This window comes from Amycolatopsis sp. NPDC051128 (assembly GCF_040682715.1).
Lineage (GTDB): Bacteria > Actinomycetota > Actinomycetes > Mycobacteriales > Pseudonocardiaceae > Amycolatopsis.
In genome coordinates this window covers 146,767-169,724 of record NZ_JBFBBN010000005.1, presented here as the reverse complement: position 1 = coordinate 169,724, position 22,958 = coordinate 146,767, and the positions used below count along the sequence as shown (strand labels likewise).

Below are 22,958 nucleotides of genomic sequence, written 5' to 3'. Positions count from 1 at the left end.
TTCTGTGCGAGAGCGGGAACAACCGGTGTCAGCGGAGCCGGTAAGCGTGAATGATGCTCTGGGTCGTGGTGTTCCCGTCGGCATCGGCGGCTTTTGCACGCAGGGAGACAGATCCGGTCGCCGGGTGGCTGAGCTCGGCGTTGTACCGGCCGTCCTGCCCGCTCACCTTCGCGGGCCGCCAGTTGACGCCACCGTCGTAGGACGCTTCGACCTGCAGGCCGGTGATCGCGGCGGGACCGTCCTGCCGGGACACGGTGACCGGGATGGTGAAGGTGCCGCCGCCCGGCGCGCTGTTGGCCAGATCCACCGCCGGGGTGTACCGCACCTCCAGCAGCGGCAGCGCTCGGCTCGGTCCCTGGGCGTATCCGCTGCGGAAGGTCCATTCGGCGGAGACCTTGGTGGACAACGGCGCCCAGGGTTCGTCGCGTTCCGCCTCAGTGGTCAGCCGGTAACCGGCGTCCTCGGTAGGCACCACGAACACCGCGCGCCCGGGAGTCGCCTGACCACCGAAAAGCCGGCCTTCGCGGTAGAGCGTGGTGCTGCCGCGGTCACCCGGCGCGTCCAAGTCCGCGGTTGCGGTGTGCCCGGCACCGTCAGAGAACAACGGGATGCTGATGTCGATCTCCTGCGTGGTGCGTGCGGCCCAGGGAGTGTCGGCCGGATAGGCGCGCTTGCCGCGGAAGCCGGGGCCGGTGACCGCACCGTTCCACGCCAGCCGGTAGCTTTTGCCCGCCGCGAAGATCTCCTCGCCGCGCAGGTCACCGCCGACGCTCGAAGTTTGGCTCACCAGTGTGTTGAGGAAGGCCCAGGTGCCCGGCGTGTAGTACTCCTGGCGTTCCGCTCGCACGAGCCCCGGTGTTCCATAGCCCAGCCGGGACGTTCCCAGGCTTACCCCTGCCACCCGGTGGATCGCGTGCATCTGGGGCGGGGACTCCGCCGAATAGCCGTGGAAAGCCATGGTCACCGCCGCGAGCTCGGACTTGCGCACCGAGTGCTCGAGTTGTGCCGGGACCCGCCCGGTGGCCGGAAAGGACAGTTCATAGGCGTCCCGGATTTCCGGGTGGGCGATCACGGCCGCGGTGCCGGCACCGGTCCGGGCCAACGCGGCGAACCGCTCGGCGTTCGCGCCGGTGATCTGGACGGTCGGCAGTACCAGTGCCTGGGCGGCCTTGGAGCCGGTCAGTTCGCTGGAGGGTTTCGCCGCGGCCGCGATTCGGCTGCCCGGCTGCCGCGCAAGCTCCGTGCCTTGGCGCACCGCGTCGGCAGGGGGCAGCCAGGCGGCCACCATCGCGCCACCGTGTTCGCGCACGGTGGCGACCCGTTCGGCCAGCGTCTCCGGGGTGGTGTCCCAGGGCAGTTCGAGTACCACCAGCCGGTCGCGCACCTCGACTCCGGCCAAGTCTTCCTGGCGACCCGCGCCGCCGAACGCCAGCGCGGGCGTCCGTGACCCCACCGGCAGGGGCGCCCCGATCGCCGCGGTGGGGACCGGGAAGCGATTCGGCTGTTCGCCGAACAGTTCCAGCCGCGGTTGTTCCAGGCGGTGGCTGGCGCCGAAATAGAAGGCGGCCGACGAGGTGCCCGGCACGGTGCCGGCGAACATCTCGTGGAAGCGCTGGTCGAACGGGAACAACATGGACTGCGTCTGGTCGGCGCCCAGGCGCACTCCCATCTCGACCAGCGAACTGCCTCCGGTCACCTCGGGCTGGTCGACGTTCGCGGTGACCTTCGCGGTCTGGCGGGTGTCCAGGGTGACGGTGGTGTCGCGCGTCAGGTTGAGCTCCGGGTGGGCCATCGCGGCCATCGAGGGGTCCAGCCCAGGGCGCGGTGTGATCAGGCTGCCCACGAGCGCGTAACGGTCAGCGGGAAGCCGCAGGGTGCTCCCCGCGGGTACGTCGCGTGCACGGCCGCCACCGCTGAGGCTGATCACGTCGAACGTCGCGCGAGAGTTCGCGGTCGCCACGGCGCCGTTGCGGTCGATCATGCGCAGCGTCAGCTGGTAGACCGGTGCCGCCACCGCCTGTACGCCCGATACCGCCAGCAGCCCCGATACCAGCGCCGTACTCAGTAGAGCAGTTCGCCGGAAATACGTGCTTGCCCGGTTCATCAATCAACTGCCTCTCGCTCGATGGACCATGTATCTCGTATTCGCTCGCGGGCTGATACGAGTTCACGCAGTCTCGGCTACCGGCGGACCGTCGAGAGCCAGATGACGTCCGCTATTCGGCACGACCGGACGTTGGCGTCAGTCGTCGCCCATGACGTCCAGGAGCAGGTCGCCCGGTAACGCGAGCAGCCGGCGAAGAAGCAGTCGGTCGAGTTCGATGGCGTGTTCGGTCGCTTGAGATGCCGCCAGGCAGAACCAGTCGGCCACATACCCCTGGTCGGTCAGTCGCCATAAGGCGTCAGCCTTCGGCTCGAGCCGGTCGAGAAGCCAGTGAAGATGATCGGCGACCTCGCCGTTGGGCGGCAGCTCGGACGACAGCAGCCACAGTGATCCCCGGCGGATGGCACTCGAACGGCGTGCGACCCGTTCTCCGGCTTCGAATGTCTGCGATGGCTGTAGATCGAGGAGCCGAGTCACAGTCGCGGCGCTTCCGCCGTGATCGCCGGCGAGCCGAAACGTCGCACCTGTCCGCACCCCGGCATCATGGCGCGACAGGCCACTCCACCGCGAGGCAAATACGCATGAGCCGATCACGCCGTCTTCGGCGCGAGCGTCCTGACGAACGACCGATCAGCGGCAGAAGCGGATATGCAGTTGCCGAACGCCACCGCCGCTTGGATCCTCTGCGGATGAGTTGCTCTTCGGTCCACATCCGGTACGGCACGACAGCCGACGCGGAAGCTGTGTGCGATCTCGCGGGTCAGCTGGCGCAGTCGTTCACGTTCTCGAAAGCCCGGTTCCACGACAGCTACGCAGCAGTGCTGTCGACCGATGACGCCTGTCTCCTGGTCGCTGCCGACAGCGATGGCGTACTCGGCTATCTGCTGGGATTCAATCACCGTACGTTCTACGCGAATGGTCCGGTGGCCTGGGTTGAGGAGATCCTGGTACGCGCACAGGCGCGGGGCCGCGGCATCGGCCGAGCTCTGATGCAGGCGTCGGAACGTTGGGCGGCACAGCGGAACTGCGCCCTTTCCGCCCTGGCTACCCGACGCGCGGCGCCGTTCTACCTGGCTTTGGGGTATGAGGAATCGGCGACCTACCTTCGCAAGGTGCTACCGACGCGAGAACTGCCCTGACCGTTCGGCTTCGACCAACGGCATCGCGTCGGCTGCCACGCGTTCGAACCGGAGTGGGACCGATGCCGACCAGGCTCGCCGCCCCTCCTGCGCAGCAACCAACCCATCCCGGAAACGCGACTCGATCGCTTCTGCCGATGCGCGCTCGTCGGCAATAGCGGACGTTCGATCGCCGATGCCGAGATGCCGGGCAAGAGCCTTCAGCCAGGACGGAGAAGTGTGTGTTGCGTGTCGAGTCCTTCCGGGGTGAAGCTGATGCCGGTGATGGCCTCACCCAGCGCGAGCAGCCACGGAGCGGCGTCGCCCGCTGGTGCTGGGAGCGACGTGGTGTAGGGAACCAGTGGCGCGGGGACGTCGCCGTGGCCCGGCCGGACCACGGCGACGTCGTGGCCAGTTTGGGCAAAGTAGGCCAGCTTGTTGCCGCGCGTCTCCCAGCCGACGTTGACCACCGTCGTGAGCGGCCGAAGGGCGTCGACGATCTCGTGCGCGAACGGGCTCCGGTTGAACCCGATCGCGATCGTCCAGTCGCCCTCGCGCCGCAGCGCGACCTGTGGTGTGTCGGTGAGAGACACCGGTCCTGCACCGAACGCGATGCCGCCGAACGCCGCCGCGACGGTGTCGAGCGGGACACTTCGCGCGTAGGTGATGGAGGCCGCGAGGCCCAGCCAGTGATCGGTGATCCACGCGTGGCGTTCCAGCGGGCCGCCGGCACCGGCACTCGCGCCATCCGCGCCGGACGGTGGCGGTGGACTTCCCAGTAGGGCTAGAAAACCGGCGAGCATCGGCGCTGGATCCAGTCGGTCCAGTTGCTTGGCGAGTTTCGCCGCGTCGATCGTCTTGAATGCCGCGGTAAGCGGGTTCGGCGCGGTCCGCAGCGCGCGCACGGCGTCCAGGGCGAGGAGCCGGAGGCGGTCGGCACCTGGTGCGTAGCCGCCGTAGCCGCTCGCGCCCGCCTCGTAGCGGGCCATCCGGGTCAGCTCGTCGAACTCGATTCCGCCGTCGGGTACCCCGGTCAGCCCGGCCGAGGCGACCACTTCGTCGACGGCGGCATGGGCGACTGTCAGCAGCGCCTCGTCCTCGGCGCGAAGCAGGGCGGCGGCGAGCACCGGGTGCTGGTACTCCAGCGACTCATACCCCGGCGTCACCGGGTGCATGTCCTCGAGGTGTTCCGCGATCGGCGCGACGAGGACCTCGCCGGACAGCCAGTCTTCGGTGAACGGCTGCCCGGTCAGCCGGGAGGCAAGGAGGAGCAGGCCAGTCCGCCAATGACCCGCCTCCCAGTCGATCTCCGCGACCAGCGGCGCGAGGCAATCGGGCTCTTCGCCTTCCTTCGATGAGTCGGCGCTGGCTTCGAACGCCGTCTTGATGCGGCCGTCGACGGCGTAGCTGAACCTGGTCAGTGCCTCGATGTTCCAGAAGGCGCTCACCGTCTCGCCCAGCCGCGACACCCGGCGCAGGACCTCGGGCCGCGAGCCCTGGAAGCCGTTGGCTTCGATCGCGACGACGTACTCGCCCTGGCGGCACACGGCGACCGCGTACGCCTCGTCGAGGTCGTCCCCTGCCTCCGCGAACGAGATGGTCCGGGCCTTACCCGCCATGCCGCCGAAGCCGCGGACCACGGCGTCCACATCCGTCGTCTTCACCATGGTCACACAGGCGGCTTCACCCAGTGGGCTCGTCGACAGCCAGTCGAAATCATCCTCGGTCACCACTCCTTTGTAGCGGCCTGGATGCGGAGTTGCGAGGCGGCAAGCTTCCGCGCGGCACGTCCCGTGCCGCGCGGATGTCCTCCACTCGGCACGGCCGCCCGCTCCGCGGCATGACAGTGCGTTCGTCGGTGCTCGAAGATCGGCGGAAAGAGGGGTGGATGGCATATTCGGTCTCCGGACGCGCTCAGGACGGTTAGCATCTGCCTAATGTTCTGGAAACGAGGCCGTCGGGGTGACGTCGGATCAGGCACGGAGCGCCTGCCGGATCTGGAGTTCCTCGCCCTGGTGCGGGCGAGCCTCGAGGCGTGCGCACCCGGCGTGACACGTGGCGCCGAGCTCAAAGGCAGTTCGCTGATCAGCCCCCACGGCTGGGCGGTGGGCGTGACACCCCCGCAGCATGGCGGCAAGCACCACTACGACCTCGTCGCGCTACCCGACATCACCATCCAACCCGACGTGCCGTGCTTCTTCGACTGCGCCATGGCCTTGTCCGGCGATCCCAGGCACGCGGCCGACGCGTGGACGCAGACGGCGGGCGCGTGCCTGCTGGAGCTACTCGATCGACGCGGGCGTTTCGCCGAACACGTCGGACCCGGCCAAGGCCGTGGAGTTCCGGGCTGGCACACGATCACCTCCGGCGCGGTTGCTTTCGGTCTCGACGCCGACGAGAACCAGCGCCTGCAGATCACGCTGCTGGAGGCGAACGTGCTGTCCAGTGTCGCCGCCACGTTCACCGCCGACCTGGAATCACCGTTCTTCAACGGCGTGAAGGTCTTCTACGGCGGGCAGTCCGGGGCGATGCAGGCCGAGATCCGGATCAACGGAGAACGACACGCCGCCGCGTCAGCCGCCATGGCGGCGCTGAACCTGCCTGAGCCGGCCACGTTCACCGCTGCCCGCTACTACGCGGTGCTGCTTCCGGTGCCGGCCGGCGGCGGGGGACCGGACTACCCGGCCACGTCCCTCGAACTCTAGGCGTGGCGGATCACGACCACGTCACCTCGTCTCGCTGGGATCGAGGCCTTGGTCGATGAGTTCGCTGATTACGCGTTGATGGATCTTCAGCCGGTGAATGGTACGTACGTACTTCGTCCACCTCGGCGGGAACCCGAATCGCCGGGGGCAGCACGGTGGAGCGATGATCGGCTTGTTCGCCGAAATCGGGCGGCTTGCCCCTGGCCTGGGCGACGGTTGTGGTCGAGGCCGTGATGTGCAGCGGTGCCCGCAACCCCGCTCGTGTCGCCTCCGCGCTCGGCCGGCCGGTCCTGGCCACTCCCGGCCCGGTCAAGTCCGCGCAGTCGCCAGGCTGTCATCAGCTGATCCAGGGCGGCACAGCACCTTGACATCCTGCGTATCGTTAGTCGTTAGTATCGAGTAACGATACGCGCCATGACTGGGGGAAGCATGACAGAAAAGCCTTGGTGGACCTGGAGCAGCTTGGACAACCGCGTCCTCGAAGCGGCCCTGGGCCTGGCCCTGCTGCTGGTGGGTCTGTTCGGCGTCGTTTTGCCGATCCTGGGCGTGACAGGGCCGCTGTCGCCGATCCGCAGCCGTGAAGTCGAACTGGACGACCTCCCGCAGGGGCCCGACATCGCGTCGGCGGGCAGCGTGACGCTTCGCGGCACCCGCACCGCGGAGCTCGCCTTCGCCCATCCCGACCTCACCGAGCGTCTGCTGCTAGTGCTGCCGGACGTCGTCCGAGCTTCGCTGGCGCTGCTGATCCTCGAGCTCCTGCGCCGGATGGCGCGCACCCTCCGCGACGGCGAGATTTTCGCCGCTCGGAACACCCGGCGGCTGACCATCGTCGCGCTGGCCGTCCTGGTCATGGGCGCCGTGGTTCCCGTGCTGGACGCCATCACCACCCGCCTCCTGGTCAGCGGGGCGGACCTGGGTCGCAGCATTCCGTTCAGCTACACGATCTCCGGTCCCTGGCTGCTGCTGGCCCTCCTGGTCGCCGCCGCGGCGGAGGCCTTCCGGCAGGGTGCACGCCTGCGCGCGGACACCGAAGGGCTCGTCTGATGCCACCCGAGGAGCCGCATCAGATCCGTGCGCACCTGGATCGACTCCTGGCCGAACGGGGCATGACCCTGGCCGAGCTCGCACAACGCGTCGGCGTCACGGTCGTGAACCTGTCCATCCTCAAGAACGACCGGGCCAAGGCGATCCGCTTCGGCACGCTGAGCGCCATCTGCCGCGAGCTGGATTGTCAGCCCGGCGACATCCTCACCTTCGACGGTCCCTAATGAGACCGGCGGCTCCCACGAGCCGAACCGGTGAAAATCGAGGCAGCAGGGAAAGGGACGCTGTAGAGCTGTGCGTCAACTCGGCCCGGCGTGGGGGGCGTGGGTGATCAAGGACGGGGTTTCCGTGACCTGGACGAGTTCGCCCGGATGCACTGCCGTGGTTGTACCGTTGATCCGCGAGTGGGACTCGGCGCCCGGGCCCGTTGTCGTGAACGCGGTTCCCGAGTGGGTCCAGCGGATCACCCTCAGCCGGTCGGACTCGTCGAGGAAGGCGCACTGCCAGACGGTGGCGGGCAGTCCCGCGGCGAGCCCCTGCCCACAGCCTCGCAAGCGGGAACCGGCCAGCCAGCGTTGAAGTGTCTCGACAGCGAGGGCGGCGCCGGTCGGCGGGCTTCCTTCGGCCTGCAGCACCAGGGGAAGCTTGCTGGAACCCCGTTGTAGAAGTACATCCGCCGCAGGTTGAACTCCCTGCCGTAGAGGCCGGCGAGATAGAACCGGATCGCGTAGTCGGTGGAGCGCGCCGGGGTCAACGGCTACCGCAGCGGGATGTCGTAGACGGTGCCCGTGTTCCACAGCGGCGGGTGAACGCCGGCCGCGGGCATCGTCGCGTCGATCTCGCGCAGCAGCGGCACCAGCGTTTCCGGCGGGTCGGCCGCGTTCCGCTGGTACAGCTTCACGCCCGCGGCGTCACAGTGCTGGTAACCGCCGAGTTCGGCGAACCGCCGCAGGATTTCCCGTGCTTGCGGTTGCCAGAGCTGTCCCATCGAGGGACAGACGAGCGTGGCGTCCGGATCGCTCGAGCGCACGATCTTCGCCGCCCGCCCGGTCATCTCCACCAGCTTCTCGACCGACCCCGAGTAGTACATGTGATGCGTGGCCTGCACCCACAGCTCGTAGGCGTGGAGCCTGCCCCGGTACCGGGACGCGAGGGCCTGGACGAAGCGATCCCAGTCGGCGAGGTCCTCGGGCGCACCGGTTCGCGAACCGTCGGTGTAGGCGCCCTTCGGCGAGCCCGGTGCCGCCCACCAGGGTGTGCCACCCAGGACGAACAGCGTGGGCAATCCGGCTTTCTCCGCGCCGTCCACCAACCGGTCCAACGTGGTCCAGTCGAACCGGTCGCGAGCCGGCTGCAGGTTCGCCCAGCGGGTCTGGCTGTCCCAAAAGCGCACACTGCCCACCCGGAACGCCGGCATGGTGCCGGTGGCGCTGTTCATGGTCACGCCGAACAGCTCCGGTGACACCGGAACCGGCTGCGCCTGCCAGGCCGGCGCGGTGATCTCCGGGACATCCGTTCCGGCACCCGTTCCGGCCGGGGTGGCGGATGCCGCGACGAAAACCATGAGCAGCACGACCGCGACCGCCACCAGCCGCGTTCGTGGGTGACCGGGTTCCCGCGCGCGGACCGCGGGGGCCGCCGGTTGTCACCCCGCGCGACGCGCTGATCGACAGCCGGCGGGCTGGGCCGCCCGGCAGTTCGGCGAAGCGGTGCGGCGTGCCGGGCAGAGGAAGACCGACAAAGAGCACCGCCCCATGTGGCGCCCGTTCGCCGGATGCGCGACCGGGCCGAACCCTCGCGGCCAGTGGCATGAGGTGACGATGTCTGGTCGTCCACCACGTCCGCCGGCGGCGTCAGGCGTCCAGGGCCTTCAGTAAGTCCCGTAACGCTTCCTGCTGGTCAGCCCGCAGTGAACCCAGGGGGGAGTGATCCCCCAGTAGCTTCAACGCCCGTTCCCGGCGTTGGCGCCCTTCGGCGGTGAGGACGATCTCCTTGGCCCGGCGGTCCGTCGGGTGCGGATGGCGGTTGAGCAGGCCGCGCTCCTCAAGGCGGTCCAGCACGAACGTCGCGTTCGACGCTTCGCACGCCATCCGCGCGGCCAGCTCGCGCGCGGTGATCGGCTCCGACAACTCGCGCAGCGCCACCACCTGGCTCGGGGTGAGGCCCAATTCGTCCGCCACCCGGCGGACATGGCCGTCGAGCGTGCGCGCGAGCCCGTGGACCAGCTTGCACACGTCCCGATCGATGTCCTCGCTCGCCATGTCCCCGACTCTAGCGCGCACGGTTCGAACTGTGATAGTTCTAGTTAGAATAATGCTAACTCGAACTATCTGGGGGTTCGCGTGCTCATCTTTTCCCTGCTGCTCGTCGTGTTCAGCCTCACGACCGGCGAGTTCGTGGTGTCGGGGATCCTTCCCGACGTCGCCACCGGGCTGTCGGTGCCGCTCTCGGCCGCCGGGCTGCTCACGACCGCTTACGCCGTCGGCATGATCGTCGGCGGTCCGGTGGTCACGCTGCTGACCGCGCGGCTTCCTCGCAAGCCGCTGATCACCGGGCTGGTCGCCACGGCCGTGCTGGCGAACGCGGCGTCGGCGGTCGCCCCCGGCTTCGTCGTCCTGCTGGTGACGCGGGCGCTCGCCGGGCTCGTGGTCGCGACGTTCTTCGCGCTCGCGCTCGCCACCGCGGTGTCGGAGGCACGGCCGGGCAAGCAGGGCTCCGCTGTGGCCACGGTGGCGCTGGGACTGAACCTCGGCATCGTCCTGGGCGCCCCGCTCGGCACGTTCGTCGGGCAGCACCTCGGCTGGCGGGCCACGTTCTGGTCGGTCGCGGCCGCCGCCGCGGTGGCGCTGCTGATGGTGCTCCGGTTCGTCCCCGACCGTCCGTCGGCGACGACCGGTCCGGTGACCGGCGAACTGCGGGTCTTCACCGATCGGCGGGTGCAGCTGGCGATCGCGCTCACCGCCGTCGGCAACGTCGGCGTCCTCACGGTCTTCACCTACCTCGCCCCGCTGCTGACCGAGGTCGGCGGCTTCCCGTCGGACGCCGTCCCGGTGCTCCTGCTCGGCTACGGCGCCGGGGCGGTCCTCGGGAACGCCGTGGGCGGGCGGCTGGCGGACCGGGCACTGCTGCCGTCGCTGGCCGGACTGCTCGCCGCGCTGGCCGTCGTGCTGGGCGTGGCCTGGCTGGGCGGCGGTAACCCGGTCGCGACGGTGGTGACGACGGTCCTGCTGGGCGCGCTGGCCTTCGCGATCGTCCCCGGCATGCAAACCCGGGTGATCACCGCCGCGGGGTCCGCGCCGACGCTGGCCGTGGCGGTCAACGCATCCGGCTACCAGCTGGCCGCCGCGTTCGCCGGCTGGCTGGGTGGCCGGCTCGTCGACGGCGGAGCCGGGCTCCGCTCGATCTACCTCGTCGCCGCGGTCCTCACCGTCGCCGGGCTGGGGATCGCCCTGTACTCGCTGCGCCAGGACCGCCGGGTGCCGGCGTGACGATCGCCGTTCGCAGCGTCGCCGCCGCCATCAGGTGCTCGCCCAAAGCTGTGAATGGCCCATTGAGGGACATAGAGTCCCTCAATGTGCCATTCACGGCCTTCCGTTGACCGCCGGAACCGGGGCGAGGCAGGTGTCGGTGCTCAGCTGGTCCGGGAACCGGGGACCGTTCAGGCCAGGCCTGTCAGCCGCTGGTAGGCCTGGCCCAGCGGCCCGGCCGCGAAGATCGCCACGAGCGCCCCGGCGATCATGAACGGCCCGAACGGCAGCGCCGTCTTGCGGCCGCCTTTCCCGGAAGCGAGCATCACGACCCCGGCCACCGAGCCGAGCAGGAAGCCGCCGAACGCGCCGAGCGGCACCGCCGACCAGGACAGGTACCCGAGCACCCCGCCCAGGATGCCCGCGAGCCGGACGTCGCCGAAGCCCATGCCAGCCGGGTACGTCAGCGCCAGGACCAGGTAGAACGTGAACAGCGCGGCCCCGCCGATGCCGGCGCGGGCCAGCGACCACCAGTCGTCGCGCCACCAGGCCGACGCCGTCAGCAGGAGCGCGAGCACCGGGTACGACGGCAGCACGATCGCGTTCGGCAGGCGCCGGACGTCGAGGTCGATCAGGGCCAGCGCGATCCCGATCGCGCCGAAGTACAGGTAGGCGGGCAGGTCGGGCGGGCCGAGCCGCAGGGCCAGCAGCGCGAAGAGCGCGGCGGTGCCCAGCTCGACCAGCGGGTAGCGGACGCTGATCCGGCGGCCGCAGCCCGCGCATCGGCCCCGCAGGACCAGCCAGCCGAAGACGGGAACGTTGTGCCGGGCGCGGATCCCCCGGCCGCAGTCCGGGCAGCGCGACGGCGGGCGGACCACCGACTCACCCCGCGGCACCCGGTGGATCACGACGTTGAGGAAGGACCCGACCAGCAGGCCGAGCATCGCCGACGCCACGACCAGCATCGGGCTCCACCTCCGGGCGCTTGGGGACGCCGCAGATCTTGCCCGAGGGGCGCCCCGGCCGCGACCGCACAAGCACGGACGACACGCGTACGCGGCCGTCCATCGCGCTACGCGGTCCCGGCCGGGACCGCGCGGGCTTAGAGTCTGAGGACGACAGATGTGTCAGGGAGCCGCCGATGACCGCCGCAACGGGGCCGCCGATCGTCACTGGGGTGGACGGGTCGGCCGAGTCGCTCGACGCTGTCCGGTGGGCCGCGCGGACCGCGCGTCTGCGGGACGCGCCTTTGGAGATCGTGCACGCTCTCGACGTCCCGGCGCTGCTCGCGGGCGGGGTCGTGCCGCCGCCGGACGAGCTGGTCGAGGCGCTGCGCGCCCGGGGGCTCCGGGCGCTGCGGACCGCGCGTGAGCTGGCCGCCGCGCAGGGCGTGCCCGGCGCGGTCACCCGGCTCGACTCCGACCGCGCCGCCCAGACGCTGATCGAGGCGTCGAGAACCGCCGCGCTGCTCGTCGTCGGATCGACCGGGCACGGCAGGCTGACCAGCCTGCTCGCCGGGTCGGTCGCCTCGGCCGTCGGCACCCACGCCCGCTGCGACACCGTCGTCGTCCGCGGGGACAGCTGGGACGAACCCGAAGCGGCCGGCCGCCCGATCGTCGCCGGGGTCGACGGCAGCGAAGCCGGCACGCGGGTCCTGGCGACCGCCCTCGCCGAAGCCGGCGCCCGCCGCGCGCCCCTGGTCGTGCTGCACGCCTGGTCCGACAGCCCGCCACCGCACCGGGACCCGCGGTGCGTCACCGAGGCCGGCCGCCGGCTGCTCGAGGAGCAGGTCCTCGCCCACGACACCGGCGACGTCGTCGTCGAGCAGGTCGTGGTCCAGGCCCACCCCCGGCGCGAACTCGTCGAGCGCAGCGCCGCGGCGCAGCTGGTCGTGCTCGGCGACCGCGGCCGCGGCGGTTTCCCCGGCCTGCTGCTCGGCTCCACCGGTCAGGCACTCCTGCACCACGCCGCCTGCCCGGTCCACCTCGTGCGCACCACCTCCTGAAGACGGGAAAGCCGGACCCGCACGACGCCGGTGCGGCGGAACCGGTTCCAGTCCTCGGACCACGCCTCAAGGGAACCAGAACCTGACACCCCAAGATCATTTCAAAGCCGCCAACCTGTTCCGTTGAGTGGCTAAACCAGGCTCGCACCATCTTCATTCCTGGCACCGCCAGAGCGGTAGGCAGGTTTCCCCCTGGCTGATCCCAGAGCAGCATTAAGGCCCTGAATTTGATGCCGCCCGGCTTGGCGATGCATCGTCCATAGTTCGCCTTCCAGGCTCATGCCTGCCGCCTCTTGCGACGGCTTTTCCGTAGGCGTTCATCAGCATGGCTCATTCGCCACGGCAGCTCGTAATGGTTTGACACCAGTGCATGCATGCCGATGTCGATGAGCCTATCTGCATCTCCGTAACAGCAAAGAAAATTGTCAGCGTCTGTTTTCCGCATCAGAACCTCTCGATCATGGTCAAGGCACAACAACGCGTTGGCCGAGTCTGTCAATGTGCAACGGAGTTTACATTTGCTATCGCGAAATGGGATTTCTGGTATAGTAGCGCGAGATTGCACTCGTGGTGCGGGCACCGCCCGCCGCTGGAGTTATGGCAGGACTCCTGGCGCGACATGCCCGAGTGGCCTCAGGCAGCGTGAGACGCAGGGCCAGGTCTCCACGAAAGCCGGGGCGGCCCAGGAGTCGAGGCGCGCGGCATGCAGGTGGTGCGGGACACCGGACCGAATGTCGAACGCGCGCTTACTTCCGGTGCGCTGTGCTGCCCGAAGTGTCGCGGTGCGCTTCGGCCGTGGGGGATGGCAAGGGAGCGCGTCATTCGCGTCGGCGACGGCTGTCACGTGCGGGTGCGTCCTCGTCGTGCTCGCTGCGCGGCCTGCCGTACCACCCATGTGCTGCTGCCCGACTGGCTGCTGTTCCGCCGGGCCTACGCGGCGCGGGTGATCTGGCGGGCACTGGTGGCACACGCCACCGGCGTGGGATACCGCCGGATAGCCCAGCGGTTGCGGATGCCGGAGACGACCGTGCGTGACTGGCTGCGTGCCTGCGCACGCATGGAACCGCAGCGCGTCGTGCGGCTCGCCGGTGCCGGACACACCGCTTCATCGGCGGTGCTCGCCCTGGAACGATCAACTCGCCCGCCCGCCCCGTGGCAGGTCGCCGTTCGCCGCACCCAGGGCCGGCTGCTCGTCAACACGAGTCCGCCCCACGACGCCCACGGAAACGCTCCGGATCGGCCGCCCTGATCCCGTACTGGCCTCTAGGGCCGAGTTTCGGCCTCAGTCCGCCCGGCCACTCGCCGGCGGACGACAACCGGAAGGACGGCAAGCGCAAAATGAACGTGGAAAAGGTCGGCATCACCGGCATCGGCGCGGTCACGGCCTACGGATGGGGTCGCGAGTCGCTGTGGGACGGACTCGTCTCGGGCAAACCGGCCGCCGCACTCACCGACGGCTACGGGCTGACCGTGGACGAGCCCGGTTGGGTGGCCCTGGTGCCCGACGGCGGCGACGAGGCGGACGGCCCCAGCCGGTTCACCCGCGCGGTGCGGGCGACCGCGCGGGAGGCCATCGCCGACGCCGTAGATCGTGGCTGGCAGCAAGGCAGGCGGGTGGGCCTGCTGCACGCGATGGTGCTTGGCGACGTGAACCTGTGGCGAGACTTCTATCGCACGGCCCACGACCACACGTCGAGGCGGGAGTACCTCGCGCTCATGCCGTCGACCGTAATGGCGGCTTTGATGCGGGAGAACGGTTTTCACGGTCCGGCCATGACAGTGTCGGCGATGTGCGCATCGGGGAACGCCGGGTTGATCACCGCGAAGTCCTGGCTCGACGCCGGCATCGTGGATGATGTGCTCCTCGTGGTCACCGACTTGTCCGTGACAAGGGAGAACATCCGGAACTTCGTGCACCTCGGCGTCGTGATCACCGACGCCGAGCCGTTGGACGCCTGCCGCCCGTTCCAGGAGGGCAGTCGCGGCTTCATCATGGGTGAGGCGTCGGTGGCCTTCGTCCTGTCCCGCTCGGCGCCGGAGCCCTATGCGCTGGTGCTCGGCGGTGCGATGACCCATGACGCCTACCACGCCATCTCCATCGATCCGAAGGCGACCGAGGTGCACCGCTGTTTCCGGGAGGCGCTGACCGACGCGCAAGTGTCGGCGTCGGACGTTCGGTATCTCAACGCACATGGGCCGGGAACCCGGCAGTGCGACACGACAGAGGCGCGGATGCTGGAAACACACCTGCCCGCCACCGCGCAGGTCTACTCCGTCAAGCCGCTCACCGGCCACTGCCAGGCCGCCGCGGCGGCGGTCGAGGTGGCGGTCGCCGCCCTGGGCTACGACCGGGGTCTCGTCCCCGCGCCGCCGACCGTGGCGCCGGGTCATCCGCAGCTGCTGAACGGTCACACTCCGATCAGCGGTGGGCTGACGCTCAAGTCGTCATTGGGTATGGGTGGCCACAACGCCGTCGTGATTCTCGCGCCGGGACAGAGCGGCCCACCGGCGTGACGCCTGCCCGCCCGGACGTCAAGGCATAGTGGCGTCAGCCGGCGGGGGAGCGACGATGCGATTCCGCCCCATGTCCTTCGCCTCGTACAGCCGGGCGTCCGCCTGACGGATCAGTTCGTCCATGGAATCACCCGGCCCAAGCGCACAACCTCCGCTGACCGTGATGGCAAGGTGGTGGCCGGCGACGATCATCGGTGGGGCGGAAATGGCCCTGCGGATTCTTTCGGCGACCGGCCTTGCGTGGTCGATGTCGGTGCCCGGCAGAATCACGAGAAATTCCTCGCCGCCCCACCTGCACACGGTGTCTTCACGGCGAACCTGCGCGCTGAGGCGGTGAGCGAATTCGCGGAGGACCAGATCGCCGACGACGTGTCCATAAGTGTCATTGACGCGTTTGAAGTGGTCGATGTCGAACAGGATCACCGTGAGCGGTTCTTTGTGACGCCGCGCGGCGCTGCGGAGTTTTTCCAGTTGTTCTTCCAGATGCCGGCGATTGGGTAGTCCGGTGAGCGTGTCGGTGCTGCTCACCTGCTCCAACTCCGTGTTGCGTTTCTGTAGCTGATCCTGGAGGTTCTTGACGTGCGTCGCGGAGGCGACGCGGGCGAGGAGTTCGGCGGTCTCGAACGGCTTCTTGAGGTAGTCGTGAGCGCCGCCGCGCAGTCCGGCGACGACATCGGCCAGACTGGTGCGTCCGGTGAGGAAAACTACTGGTATTTCCTTCAGCCGCTGGTCGCTCTTGAGCACGGCCAGGACTTCGTGTCCGTTGAGCCCGCCCATCTCGATATCGAGCAGCACGACATCGGGCGGGTTCTGCTGGCACTGTTCGACGGCCGCGGTCCCGTCGCAGGCCTCTGTCACGCGATAGCCCTCCTCTTCGAGAGCGGCGCGGACCACGGCACGAATGACCAACGAGTCATCCGCGACCAGCACCGTGGCACCCGGCCCGGTCACAGTTGTGCCGCCAGCGTGTCCGGATCAGTCACCATCATGATTTGACCACCCGTGTCGATGGTTCCGGAAATCAATTGTTGCTCCTGACCGTGCGGGGCGAGGCGGATGTCGGCGTCGTCGATCCAGTGCAGGCCGGTCACCGCGTCGACGAGCAGCCCGAATTTCTTTCCCCCGGCTTCCACGACGAGGATTTTGGTGCCACTGGAGCCGAGCGGCGAGATGACGGTCAGCGGCGGGTCGCCGGCGACGATCCCGGCGACATTCGTTCGCGTCGAGGGCAGGTCGACCATGCCGGAGACATCCCGCACCGCGCGAGTGGCTTCGACCGGAATGCAGTACGCGGCGCCGGCATTTCGGAAACACACCACGGTTGTCATAGCGTGCGCACCTCACTTCTTGGCATCGAGAAAGCGTAGTAGCTCGTGGGGCGCGTACCCGTCCATCGCGTGTTCGAGATCGGTGGGATCGGCGTGGACCATGGCGCGCCTGGCCGCACCGTAGGCGCGTCGGGCTGACGGCTGATCACCGGCCGCGTCGAGGGCGAGTCCGAGATTCAGGTGGGCCATGGCGTCGTCCGGGGCCAGATAGGTCCATCTGCGGAAGGCGACGACGGCCGAGTCACCGTCGCCCGCGGCCACCGCCGCCTGGCCGGTCTTGGCCGCGAGCGTCGCCTGGGCCGCGTCGTCGCGGTCAGGCGTCAACTTGGCGTCTGAGCGGACCGGCGGCTGCTCCCGGTCGGCGGCGGGCCGTTGCGGGCGCTTTTGGCCGGCGCCACGCGAGACGGGGCTGTCGCCGGCCCCGCGTACCGGGCGCCTGCTCGACCCCGATGTGAGGCGAACTGGTCGGGGGACAGCGGTTATCGCGGGACGGACTCTGTGCACGAAGCTCTCGCCGACCTTGACGGCATCGAAACGGTCGGTGACCTGCCAGATGGTCTCGGCCGAACTGACGAACAGCGCCGCGCCCGGTGGCAACGCGTCAGCCAGCCGGTCGAGGAACTCACGGGAGTGTTGCGGCGAGAAGTAGATGAGTACGTTACGACAGAAGACCACCTGACAGCCACGGGCCGCCGCGGGGATGGCATGAACGAGATTGTGCCGGAACACGGTGACCCGGTCCTGGATCGGCTTGTTGATCTCCCATTGGTCGCCGGTTCTGGTCAGATGACGCTTGAGCCGATCGGCGGACAGCCCGGTCAGCTCCCGAGCGGTGTACTGCGCGGCCGTGGTGCGCCGCAGGGCGGCAGTCGACAGGTCGGTGGCGATCACCGCCCCATCGACATGGTGTTCGTCCAGGAGCATGGCCAAGCTGAAGGCTTCCTGGCCGTTGGAGCAGGCCGCGCTCCAGATCCGCACCGGAGGCCGCAGCGTGGGCAGGATTTCCCTGGCGAGGATCTCGAAGTGCTCCGGGTGCCTGAAGAAGGACGTCTCCTGGACCGTGACCCGGTCGACCATGCTCTGCAACGCGTTGTCGTCCACTCTCAGGATGTCGAGGAAGGCGGCGCCATCGATCCCACGGGCGGCCATCTCCTCGTGGACGCCTCGCGACAGGCGATCAGAGACGCTGGACTCGGGCCGCAGGCCGATCCGCAGGCCGAGTAGTTCGGCAACGCGGTCGACGTCGGGTTCGATCGCGCGGTTTCCCGTCATGGCGCCACCTTGCGTACGGCACGCTGGACCGCCGCGGCCACCAGGTCCAGCGACAGCAGTTCGATCACCGCGCCGAGGCGCTGGGCGGCTTGCGGCATCCCGAAGACCGCGCTGGAGGCTTCGTCCTGAGCGATGGTGCGCCCGCCGCGGCGGCGGATGGCCAGCAGCCCCCGGGCGCCGTCCTCTCCCATGCCCGTGAGCAGGACTCCCACACCGACCGGTCCGGCGTTCGCGGCGACCGAGAACAGCAGTTCGTCGGCGGAGGGCCGGTGAGTGCTCGGCGGTTGCTCGGTGAGTTCGAGACGCCGATCCGCGCCGAGGCGCAGATGCAGGCCGCCGGGGGAGAAGTAGACATGACCGGGACGCGCGAGCTGACCGTGCGCGGCCGTCTCCACCGGCAGCGCCGAGATTCGGGACATCCACTCCACGAGCCTGCCGGTGAACTCGGGGTGCAGATGCTGGACGACGAGGACCGGGGCGGGCAGCCCGTCGAGATCGGGTAGGAGGGTGGCCAGCGCCCCGGGGCCGCCGGCGGAAGCGGCGATGGCGACCACCGGTTGCCGATTCGCGTGTGGCGCGCGACCGCTGTCGGCCACGGGAAGCGGTTTTCTCTGCGGATGCCGAATCACTCGCACCCGGCCGATCTGGCGAACGACCCGCCGCAACTCGGCCCCCGACTCGGGCGTCCACGGGGCCGAGGCGGGCAGGACGTCCAACGCGCCGGCGACGAGCGCGGCCACCACGTCGGGGGAGTGGCGGTGGTCGGTTCCCCGGACCAGGACCAGGATCGGGGTCGGCGTGTTGGCCATGATCTGCTCGATCACGTGGTGTCCGTTGTCGTCGTCGACGTGCAGGTCGAGGACCACGACATCTGGGCGGGCATCGGCGACCTGCCTGATCGCCACGGTCGCCGTGGCGGCTCGGCCCACGATGGCGATATCGCCGTCATGCCGGAGCACCGAGGCGAGTTGCGGGCCTTCCGGGACGGCGTTCTCGACGAGGAAGGCGCGGATCACCGCGCCGTTCTCGGTCACGGCCCCACCCCGAGCAGGCGGTTCACCGCGGTCACCAGGTTGCTCTGGTCGAAGCCGCTCTTGAGGAGGTAACCGTCGGCGCCGACGTCAAGCCCGCGCTGACGGTCGGCGTCGCTGGAGCGGGAGCTGAGGATCAGCACCGGAATGTTGGCCAGGGACGGTTTCGCCCTGATCGCCTCGGTCAGGGCGAAACCGTCCATGTTGGGCATTTCGATGTCGGTGAGCACCAGGTCACTCGAATGTTCGGCCAGGCTCGACAGGGCCTGGACGCCATCGGTCGCCACCCGGACGTCGAACCCCGCTCGTTCCAGGATGCTGCGCTGGAGTTCGCGGACGGTGAGGGCGTCGTCGACGACGAGGATCCGCTGGCGCAGCGTGTCGGCATGATTGGTGGGCGCGGGCCGTGCGTCGACGCGGCCGGCGGCACGGGCGCGTTGAATCAGCCCGGGTGGGTCCAGCACGATCAGCACCGATCCGTCCGGCTCCACGCTGGCGCCCGCGACGGCGGGAACGTGCGGCACCAGCCTGCCGAGTCCTTTGAGGACGACATCACGCTGACCCACCAGCCGGTCCACCTGGAAGCCGTGCCGGCGGCTCGCGTCCGCGAGCACGACGATGGGGCCCGCGGCCGGTTCCCCGGGCGAGTTGGCCAAAATGTCGGCCAGGGCCGACACCGGAACGGACCTGCGGTCGACCCACACCGCGGGCCGGCCCTCCGCGTGGAGTTCACCCGACGCGCCACGATTCTGCGACGAGACCACACGATGGAACGGGAGCGCGAAGCGCTGACCGCTCACCTCGACCAGCAGGCACCGCAACACGGCCAGCGTGATCGGCACGATGATCCTGATCTCGGTGCCACCACCGGGTTCCGACCGGACCTCGACCCGGCCACGGGCCGCCTCGACGTTGGCGCGCACGACATCGAGGCCGACCCCCCGGCCGGAAACATCGGTGACGAAGGACGCGGTGGACAGGCCTGACCGGAAAATCAGTTGATACAGGTCGTCGGGTTCCATCCCCTCGGTGTCGATGCCGTGGCGGGCGGCAGTCCGTCGCACACGGTCCAGGTCGATGCCGAGGCCGTCGTCGGTGACGGCGATGATCACCTCGGAGCCGAGCTGCATGGCGTGCAGCCGAATGGTGCCCTGGGCCGGCTTGCCGGCCGCCGCGCGTTCGGCGGGAGGTTCGATCCCGTGGTCGACGGCGTTTCGCACCACATGCAGCAGGGCATCGGAGAGCTCATGCAGGACTCCGCGATCCAGTTCCGTGTCGACGCCGCGCACCTCCCAGCGAACGTCTTTGCTCTCGGCGCGGGCCAAGTCCCTGACCGCCCGGTGCAACTGGTCGGTGATCGTGGCCACGGGCACCATCCGGGTCCGCATCGCCCGGTCCTGGAGATCGTTCAGGGACCGGGAAAGCTTGTCGAACTCGGCAACCGAGGCCGGATCCACGTTGAACCGGTTCTGGAGCATGCGCCCGACCCGCAGGTGCGCCGACGCCGATTCGCCGACCAGGCGGATCAGCTCGTCCAGTCGCTCCATCGACACCATGACCACGTCGCCGGTCCGCTGGACGCGGTCCTGCCCACTGTCCGCGGAATGTTGCCGGACCGGCCGAACGTCTCTAACGGGGGCGTGCGCGGACGCCCCGGCCCCGCCGTCGGCCCCGGCCGCGGTGGCGGCCGCGGACGGCCCGGCCCCCGCCCCGGCCCCGGCCTCGGCCCCGCCGTCGCCGTCGCCAGGAATCAGCGCGCGCAACCGGTCGGTCCCGGTGAGCAGGGCGTCGATCACATCGGGTGTCGTGGCCCGCTGCCCGGCCCGCGCGTCGCCCAGCAGATCTTCCAGGTCATGGGCGAGCCGGCTTACCTCGTCGAGCCCGGCCACCGCCGAGGAACCCTTGATGGTGTGCAGCTCCCGAAAGACGGAGTCGATCAACTCCTGGTCGCCGTTCGCCTGTTCGAGTTCGAGCAGCAACTTGTCCAAGTGAGCCAGGCGGCCCTCGGCTTCCTGCACGAACAACGTCCGCACCTGGTGGATGCTCAGCGCGGCCATCAGGGCGTCGCCACCGGCCGGCGGACAACCCGGACATCCGGCTCGCCGATTCGTTCCACCGCGAGCAGGACAGTCGGGTCGAGCAGCACGACCACCCGTTGATCGACCCGGTACATACCGACGGTGCCGTACAGATCCGATGGTCCGATCGGCGAGTCGAGCTCGGCGCGTTGCGGGAAGTCGGTGGCGGCCAGCCCGGCGGGACCCAGTGGGCAGCGTAGGACGGCGGTGAACGCGGCCGCGCCGACGCGGCCGACACCCAGCAGCGCGGCCGTGTCGAGCAGTGGGACGATCTCACCTCGCAGGTTGAACAGGCCAAGGACCAGCGCCGGCGCGGTCACCAGCGGGGTCACCGATGGCGTGACCATCACCTCGCCCACCCAGCCGACCGGCAACGCGTACAGGTCGTCGCCGACCGGAAGAAGGACGGTCTGCACGCCGATCACCGGCTTCCGCGTCCGGTGGCGGCCGCGGCGGCTTCCAGCGTTCCGGCCAGTTCGACCAGGTCAACCGCGGCCGAGGCGACCTGCGAGGCGGTGGCGGAAACCTGGCGGCTGGCGTCGGTCAGCTGTCCCATCGTCTCGACCACCTGAGCGGTGGCGCCGCGCTGCTGCTGGGCGGTCATCCGCACCTGACCGTGCGCGTCGGTGATCGCTTCCAGCAAGGAGACACCCTGCTGCATCTGCTTCGCCCCCTTCTCCATCGCCATCACCGTGGCGTTGGTCTCCCCTTGCACCGCGGTGACGATCGAGGCGATGTCACTGGCGGACGACTTGGAACGCTCGGCGAGTCGCCGGACCTCCTCGGCGACCACCGCGAAGCCGAGGCCGTGCTCGCCCGCCCGGGCGGCTTCGATCGCCGCGTTGAGGGCGAGCATGTTGGTCTGATCGGCGATGTCGTTGATCAGCACCAGCAAGCTGTCGATGTCGTTGACCCGTTCCGCCAACGTGATCGTGTGTTCACTGGACCGCATGATGTCGGCCTCGGCGCGCTCCATGTTGTCCCGGGTGTCGGCCGTCTGGCGAGCGACCTGGTCGACGGTGTCGGCGATCGTGGCCGATGCCTTGGCCAGCTCCTGGGAGGTCACGGTGGCCTGCGTGATCGCCGAGCTCTGCTCGATGGTGGTGCTCGCCAGTTCCTCCGAGGACGCCGACAACTCCGCGGCGGCCGAGTTCACCTCGACACCCGCGGTCGAGACCCGGTCAACGAGCTGTCGGCAGGTGCTGACGGTGGCGTTGAAGGACTCACCGAGGGTCACCAGTTCGCTGGAACCTCCCGGCTCGACCTGAGCCGTCAAGTCGCCGGCGGCCGCCCTGCGCGCTACGGCGGTCAGTCGCTGGATCGGCCGGGTGGTCCGCCAGGCCAGCCCGATGGCGACAGCCACGGCGAGAATGCCGCCGATGATGCCGATCAGGATCGCCAGGGTTCGTTGAACGGCGATGGGAGCCAGCACTTCGCTGGTGTCGATATGGTTGAAGATCGTCCAGTTCAGCCTATCGACGATGGCATAGCCTCCGAGCACCGGACGCCCCTGGAACTCGGTGAACTCGGTGGTGCCTGCCGTGCCGGTGCCGCTCGCCGGAAGAGCCGCGTTGTCCACCGTGGTTTGCAGAGCGCCGGCGGCGAGCAGACCCGCGTCGTCGGCGACTCGGCGCATCGATGTGGTGTCGAAGATCAGCCGTCGCTGCGCGTCGACGACGGTGATTCCCTCGGAGCCCGCCTCATCGGGGTCGACCAGCACGGTCGCCAGCGACTCGACTTGGAGGTCGCCGACCACCACTCCCTGGACACGTCCGTCCGCACCGATGATCGGTTGGGCGACTATCCACTGGAGTTGATCACCCTGCCGTAGCGGCGAGGTCACCACGGGCTGCCCGGATGCGGCGGAACGCAGCCAGTCCTGGCCGGTGCCGTCGATGCTGGCCCCGGCCTTGTTGGAGGCCAGTACCTTGCCGGTCAGATCGGTGGCCTCAAGCAGCGAGTAGCTGGTGTCGGCCTTGCCGAGCCGGGTCAGCAACCCAGCCAAGGCAGGGCTGTCGAGCTGATCAGCGAGCGCGTTGGCGGCGGTCGCGACGTTCGTCTCGCGGTCGGACACCCATAGGGTCAACCGCTGCGTTGCCGCCCGCGCCACATGTTCGACATGATCTTCGCTTGCCGCGGTGAGGCTCGATGACGCCTGCGCGGTCAACACCACGGCCAGGGTGATCATCAACGGCAGCGAGGTCACCAGGATCGCCGCCACGAGGCGGACGGCGAACCGGCGCGGTAGCGAGGCCAAGCGAGCCCTCAATTTACTCGCCATTCGAGTACCGG

Annotated in this window: 23 protein-coding genes; 9 read left to right on the top strand and 14 right to left on the bottom strand. The window is 69.3% G+C overall.

The annotated features are described in order from the left end of the window. Positions 1-28: 28 nt before the first annotated feature. Together AB0M82_RS08335 and AB0M82_RS08330 are read right to left on the bottom strand one after the other, a co-directional pair. A complete protein-coding gene (locus AB0M82_RS08335) occupies positions 29-2,014 on the bottom strand; it encodes a hypothetical protein (RefSeq protein WP_364718744.1) in 1,986 nt (661 codons plus the stop codon). A gap of 228 nt (positions 2,015-2,242) precedes the next feature. Further along, on the bottom strand, positions 2,243-2,638 hold the full coding sequence (locus AB0M82_RS08330) for a DUF4279 domain-containing protein (RefSeq protein WP_364718743.1): 396 nt from the start codon (positions 2,636-2,638) through the stop codon (positions 2,243-2,245). A gap of 155 nt (positions 2,639-2,793) precedes the next feature. Here AB0M82_RS08330 and AB0M82_RS08325 point away from each other — a divergent pair, with 155 nt between their 5' ends. After that, positions 2,794-3,243 carry a GNAT family N-acetyltransferase gene (locus AB0M82_RS08325; protein WP_364718741.1) on the top strand — a complete coding sequence of 150 codons (450 nt, stop codon included), beginning with the start codon at positions 2,794-2,796 and terminating at the stop codon, positions 3,241-3,243. A 200-nt stretch (positions 3,244-3,443) separates the two neighbouring features. Here the strand turns inward: AB0M82_RS08325 and AB0M82_RS08320 are convergent, their stop codons facing one another. Continuing rightward, positions 3,444-4,952 (bottom strand): DUF6461 domain-containing protein, encoded by a 1,509-nt coding sequence (locus tag AB0M82_RS08320; protein WP_364718740.1) that lies wholly within the window; start codon positions 4,950-4,952, stop codon positions 3,444-3,446. A 207-nt stretch (positions 4,953-5,159) separates the two neighbouring features. Between AB0M82_RS08320 and AB0M82_RS08315 the strand changes: the two genes are divergently transcribed. The 4 genes from AB0M82_RS08315 to AB0M82_RS08300 all read left to right on the top strand — a co-directional run bounded on the left by AB0M82_RS08315 (position 5,160) and on the right by AB0M82_RS08300 (position 7,195). Continuing rightward, positions 5,160-5,927, top strand: coding sequence for a DUF6348 family protein (locus tag AB0M82_RS08315; RefSeq protein WP_364718738.1), 768 nt, complete (start codon positions 5,160-5,162; stop codon positions 5,925-5,927). A gap of 233 nt (positions 5,928-6,160) precedes the next feature. After that, positions 6,161-6,295 carry a hypothetical protein gene (locus AB0M82_RS08310; RefSeq protein WP_364718929.1) on the top strand — a complete coding sequence of 45 codons (135 nt, stop codon included), beginning with the start codon at positions 6,161-6,163 and terminating at the stop codon, positions 6,293-6,295. Positions 6,296-6,356: 61 nt separating this feature from the next. Continuing rightward, a complete protein-coding gene (locus AB0M82_RS08305; RefSeq protein ID WP_364718737.1) occupies positions 6,357-6,971 on the top strand; it encodes a DUF2975 domain-containing protein in 615 nt (204 codons plus the stop codon). Continuing rightward, a complete protein-coding gene (locus tag AB0M82_RS08300; protein WP_364718735.1) occupies positions 6,971-7,195 on the top strand; it encodes a helix-turn-helix transcriptional regulator in 225 nt (74 codons plus the stop codon). Before AB0M82_RS08305 ends, AB0M82_RS08300 begins: the two co-directional genes overlap by 1 nt. Before the next feature lie 75 nt (positions 7,196-7,270). On the opposite strand, the gene AB0M82_RS08295 is transcribed toward AB0M82_RS08300, so the two are convergent. The 3 genes from AB0M82_RS08295 to AB0M82_RS08285 form a co-directional block, all read right to left on the bottom strand. Continuing rightward, entirely contained in the window at positions 7,271-7,606 is a 336-nt protein-coding gene (locus AB0M82_RS08295; protein WP_364718733.1) for a hypothetical protein, read from the bottom strand. A 122-nt stretch (positions 7,607-7,728) separates the two neighbouring features. Further along, positions 7,729-8,559, bottom strand: a complete 831-nt coding sequence (locus tag AB0M82_RS08290) for a hypothetical protein (protein WP_364718732.1) — start codon at positions 8,557-8,559, stop codon at positions 7,729-7,731. A gap of 265 nt (positions 8,560-8,824) precedes the next feature. Then, the gene (locus AB0M82_RS08285; protein WP_364718730.1) at positions 8,825-9,232 is read right to left on the bottom strand and encodes a MarR family transcriptional regulator; all 408 of its coding nucleotides are present in this window, start codon (positions 9,230-9,232) and stop codon (positions 8,825-8,827) included. A gap of 81 nt (positions 9,233-9,313) precedes the next feature. Here AB0M82_RS08285 and AB0M82_RS08280 point away from each other — a divergent pair, with 81 nt between their 5' ends. Next, positions 9,314-10,459, top strand: coding sequence for an MFS transporter (locus AB0M82_RS08280; protein ID WP_364718728.1), 1,146 nt, complete (start codon positions 9,314-9,316; stop codon positions 10,457-10,459). A 170-nt stretch (positions 10,460-10,629) separates the two neighbouring features. On the opposite strand, the gene AB0M82_RS08275 is transcribed toward AB0M82_RS08280, so the two are convergent. Then, positions 10,630-11,403 carry a prepilin peptidase gene (locus tag AB0M82_RS08275; protein WP_364718727.1) on the bottom strand — a complete coding sequence of 258 codons (774 nt, stop codon included), beginning with the start codon at positions 11,401-11,403 and terminating at the stop codon, positions 10,630-10,632. A gap of 176 nt (positions 11,404-11,579) precedes the next feature. Here AB0M82_RS08275 and AB0M82_RS08270 point away from each other — a divergent pair, with 176 nt between their 5' ends. The 3 genes from AB0M82_RS08270 (at position 11,580) to AB0M82_RS08260 (ending at position 14,957) form a co-directional block, all read left to right on the top strand. Beyond that, positions 11,580-12,443 carry a universal stress protein gene (locus tag AB0M82_RS08270; protein WP_364718726.1) on the top strand — a complete coding sequence of 288 codons (864 nt, stop codon included), beginning with the start codon at positions 11,580-11,582 and terminating at the stop codon, positions 12,441-12,443. A gap of 703 nt (positions 12,444-13,146) precedes the next feature. Next, complete coding sequence (locus AB0M82_RS08265; RefSeq protein ID WP_364718725.1) at positions 13,147-13,692, top strand: DUF6431 domain-containing protein; 546 nt, start codon at positions 13,147-13,149, stop codon at positions 13,690-13,692. An 89-nt stretch (positions 13,693-13,781) separates the two neighbouring features. Next, positions 13,782-14,957, top strand: coding sequence for a beta-ketoacyl synthase N-terminal-like domain-containing protein (locus tag AB0M82_RS08260; RefSeq protein WP_364718723.1), 1,176 nt, complete (start codon positions 13,782-13,784; stop codon positions 14,955-14,957). 18 nt (positions 14,958-14,975) lie between these two features. On the opposite strand, the gene AB0M82_RS08255 is transcribed toward AB0M82_RS08260, so the two are convergent. The 7 genes from AB0M82_RS08255 to AB0M82_RS08225 are packed head-to-tail and all read right to left on the bottom strand — an operon-like array spanning position 14,976 to position 22,887. Continuing rightward, the gene (locus tag AB0M82_RS08255; RefSeq protein WP_364718721.1) at positions 14,976-15,887 is read right to left on the bottom strand and encodes a diguanylate cyclase; all 912 of its coding nucleotides are present in this window, start codon (positions 15,885-15,887) and stop codon (positions 14,976-14,978) included. Positions 15,888-15,904: 17 nt separating this feature from the next. Then, positions 15,905-16,285: a chemotaxis protein CheW gene (locus AB0M82_RS08250; protein WP_364718720.1), complete on the bottom strand. Its 381-nt coding sequence runs from the start codon at positions 16,283-16,285 to the stop codon at positions 15,905-15,907. A gap of 12 nt (positions 16,286-16,297) precedes the next feature. Further along, positions 16,298-17,557, bottom strand: a complete 1,260-nt coding sequence (locus AB0M82_RS08245) for a protein-glutamate O-methyltransferase CheR (RefSeq protein WP_364718718.1) — start codon at positions 17,555-17,557, stop codon at positions 16,298-16,300. Continuing rightward, entirely contained in the window at positions 17,554-18,591 is a 1,038-nt protein-coding gene (locus AB0M82_RS08240; RefSeq protein ID WP_364718716.1) for a chemotaxis protein CheB, read from the bottom strand. The genes AB0M82_RS08245 and AB0M82_RS08240 overlap by 4 nt, the downstream gene beginning before the upstream one ends. Next, on the bottom strand, positions 18,588-20,645 hold the full coding sequence (locus tag AB0M82_RS08235; RefSeq protein WP_364718714.1) for a response regulator: 2,058 nt from the start codon (positions 20,643-20,645) through the stop codon (positions 18,588-18,590). The genes AB0M82_RS08240 and AB0M82_RS08235 overlap by 4 nt, the downstream gene beginning before the upstream one ends. After that, a complete protein-coding gene (locus AB0M82_RS08230; RefSeq protein ID WP_364718712.1) occupies positions 20,645-21,082 on the bottom strand; it encodes a chemotaxis protein CheW in 438 nt (145 codons plus the stop codon). Before AB0M82_RS08230 ends, AB0M82_RS08235 begins: the two co-directional genes overlap by 1 nt. 5 nt (positions 21,083-21,087) lie before the next feature. Beyond that, positions 21,088-22,887 carry a methyl-accepting chemotaxis protein gene (locus AB0M82_RS08225; RefSeq protein ID WP_364718711.1) on the bottom strand — a complete coding sequence of 600 codons (1,800 nt, stop codon included), beginning with the start codon at positions 22,885-22,887 and terminating at the stop codon, positions 21,088-21,090. Positions 22,888-22,958: the final 71 nt, after the last annotated feature.

Excerpts from the sequence above, each read along its gene's own strand:
- AB0M82_RS08245 (WP_364718718.1), bottom strand. The coding sequence starts at position 17,557 with ATGACGGGAAACCGCGCGATCGAACCCGACGTCGACCGCGTTGCCGAA.
- AB0M82_RS08325 (WP_364718741.1), top strand. The coding sequence starts at position 2,794 with ATGAGTTGCTCTTCGGTCCACATCCGGTACGGCACGACAGCCGACGCG.
- AB0M82_RS08250 (WP_364718720.1), bottom strand. The coding sequence starts at position 16,285 with ATGACAACCGTGGTGTGTTTCCGAAATGCCGGCGCCGCGTACTGCATT.
- AB0M82_RS08300 (WP_364718735.1), top strand. The coding sequence starts at position 6,971 with ATGCCACCCGAGGAGCCGCATCAGATCCGTGCGCACCTGGATCGACTC.
- AB0M82_RS08310 (WP_364718929.1), top strand. The coding sequence starts at position 6,161 with ATGTGCAGCGGTGCCCGCAACCCCGCTCGTGTCGCCTCCGCGCTCGGC.
- AB0M82_RS08315 (WP_364718738.1), top strand. The coding sequence starts at position 5,160 with ATGTTCTGGAAACGAGGCCGTCGGGGTGACGTCGGATCAGGCACGGAG.
- AB0M82_RS08260 (WP_364718723.1), top strand. The coding sequence starts at position 13,782 with ATGAACGTGGAAAAGGTCGGCATCACCGGCATCGGCGCGGTCACGGCC.
- AB0M82_RS08265 (WP_364718725.1), top strand. The coding sequence starts at position 13,147 with ATGCAGGTGGTGCGGGACACCGGACCGAATGTCGAACGCGCGCTTACT.
- AB0M82_RS08305 (WP_364718737.1), top strand. The coding sequence starts at position 6,357 with ATGACAGAAAAGCCTTGGTGGACCTGGAGCAGCTTGGACAACCGCGTC.
- AB0M82_RS08270 (WP_364718726.1), top strand. The coding sequence starts at position 11,580 with ATGACCGCCGCAACGGGGCCGCCGATCGTCACTGGGGTGGACGGGTCG.
- AB0M82_RS08275 (WP_364718727.1), bottom strand. The coding sequence starts at position 11,403 with ATGCTGGTCGTGGCGTCGGCGATGCTCGGCCTGCTGGTCGGGTCCTTC.
- AB0M82_RS08285 (WP_364718730.1), bottom strand. The coding sequence starts at position 9,232 with ATGGCGAGCGAGGACATCGATCGGGACGTGTGCAAGCTGGTCCACGGG.
- AB0M82_RS08235 (WP_364718714.1), bottom strand. The coding sequence starts at position 20,645 with ATGGCCGCGCTGAGCATCCACCAGGTGCGGACGTTGTTCGTGCAGGAA.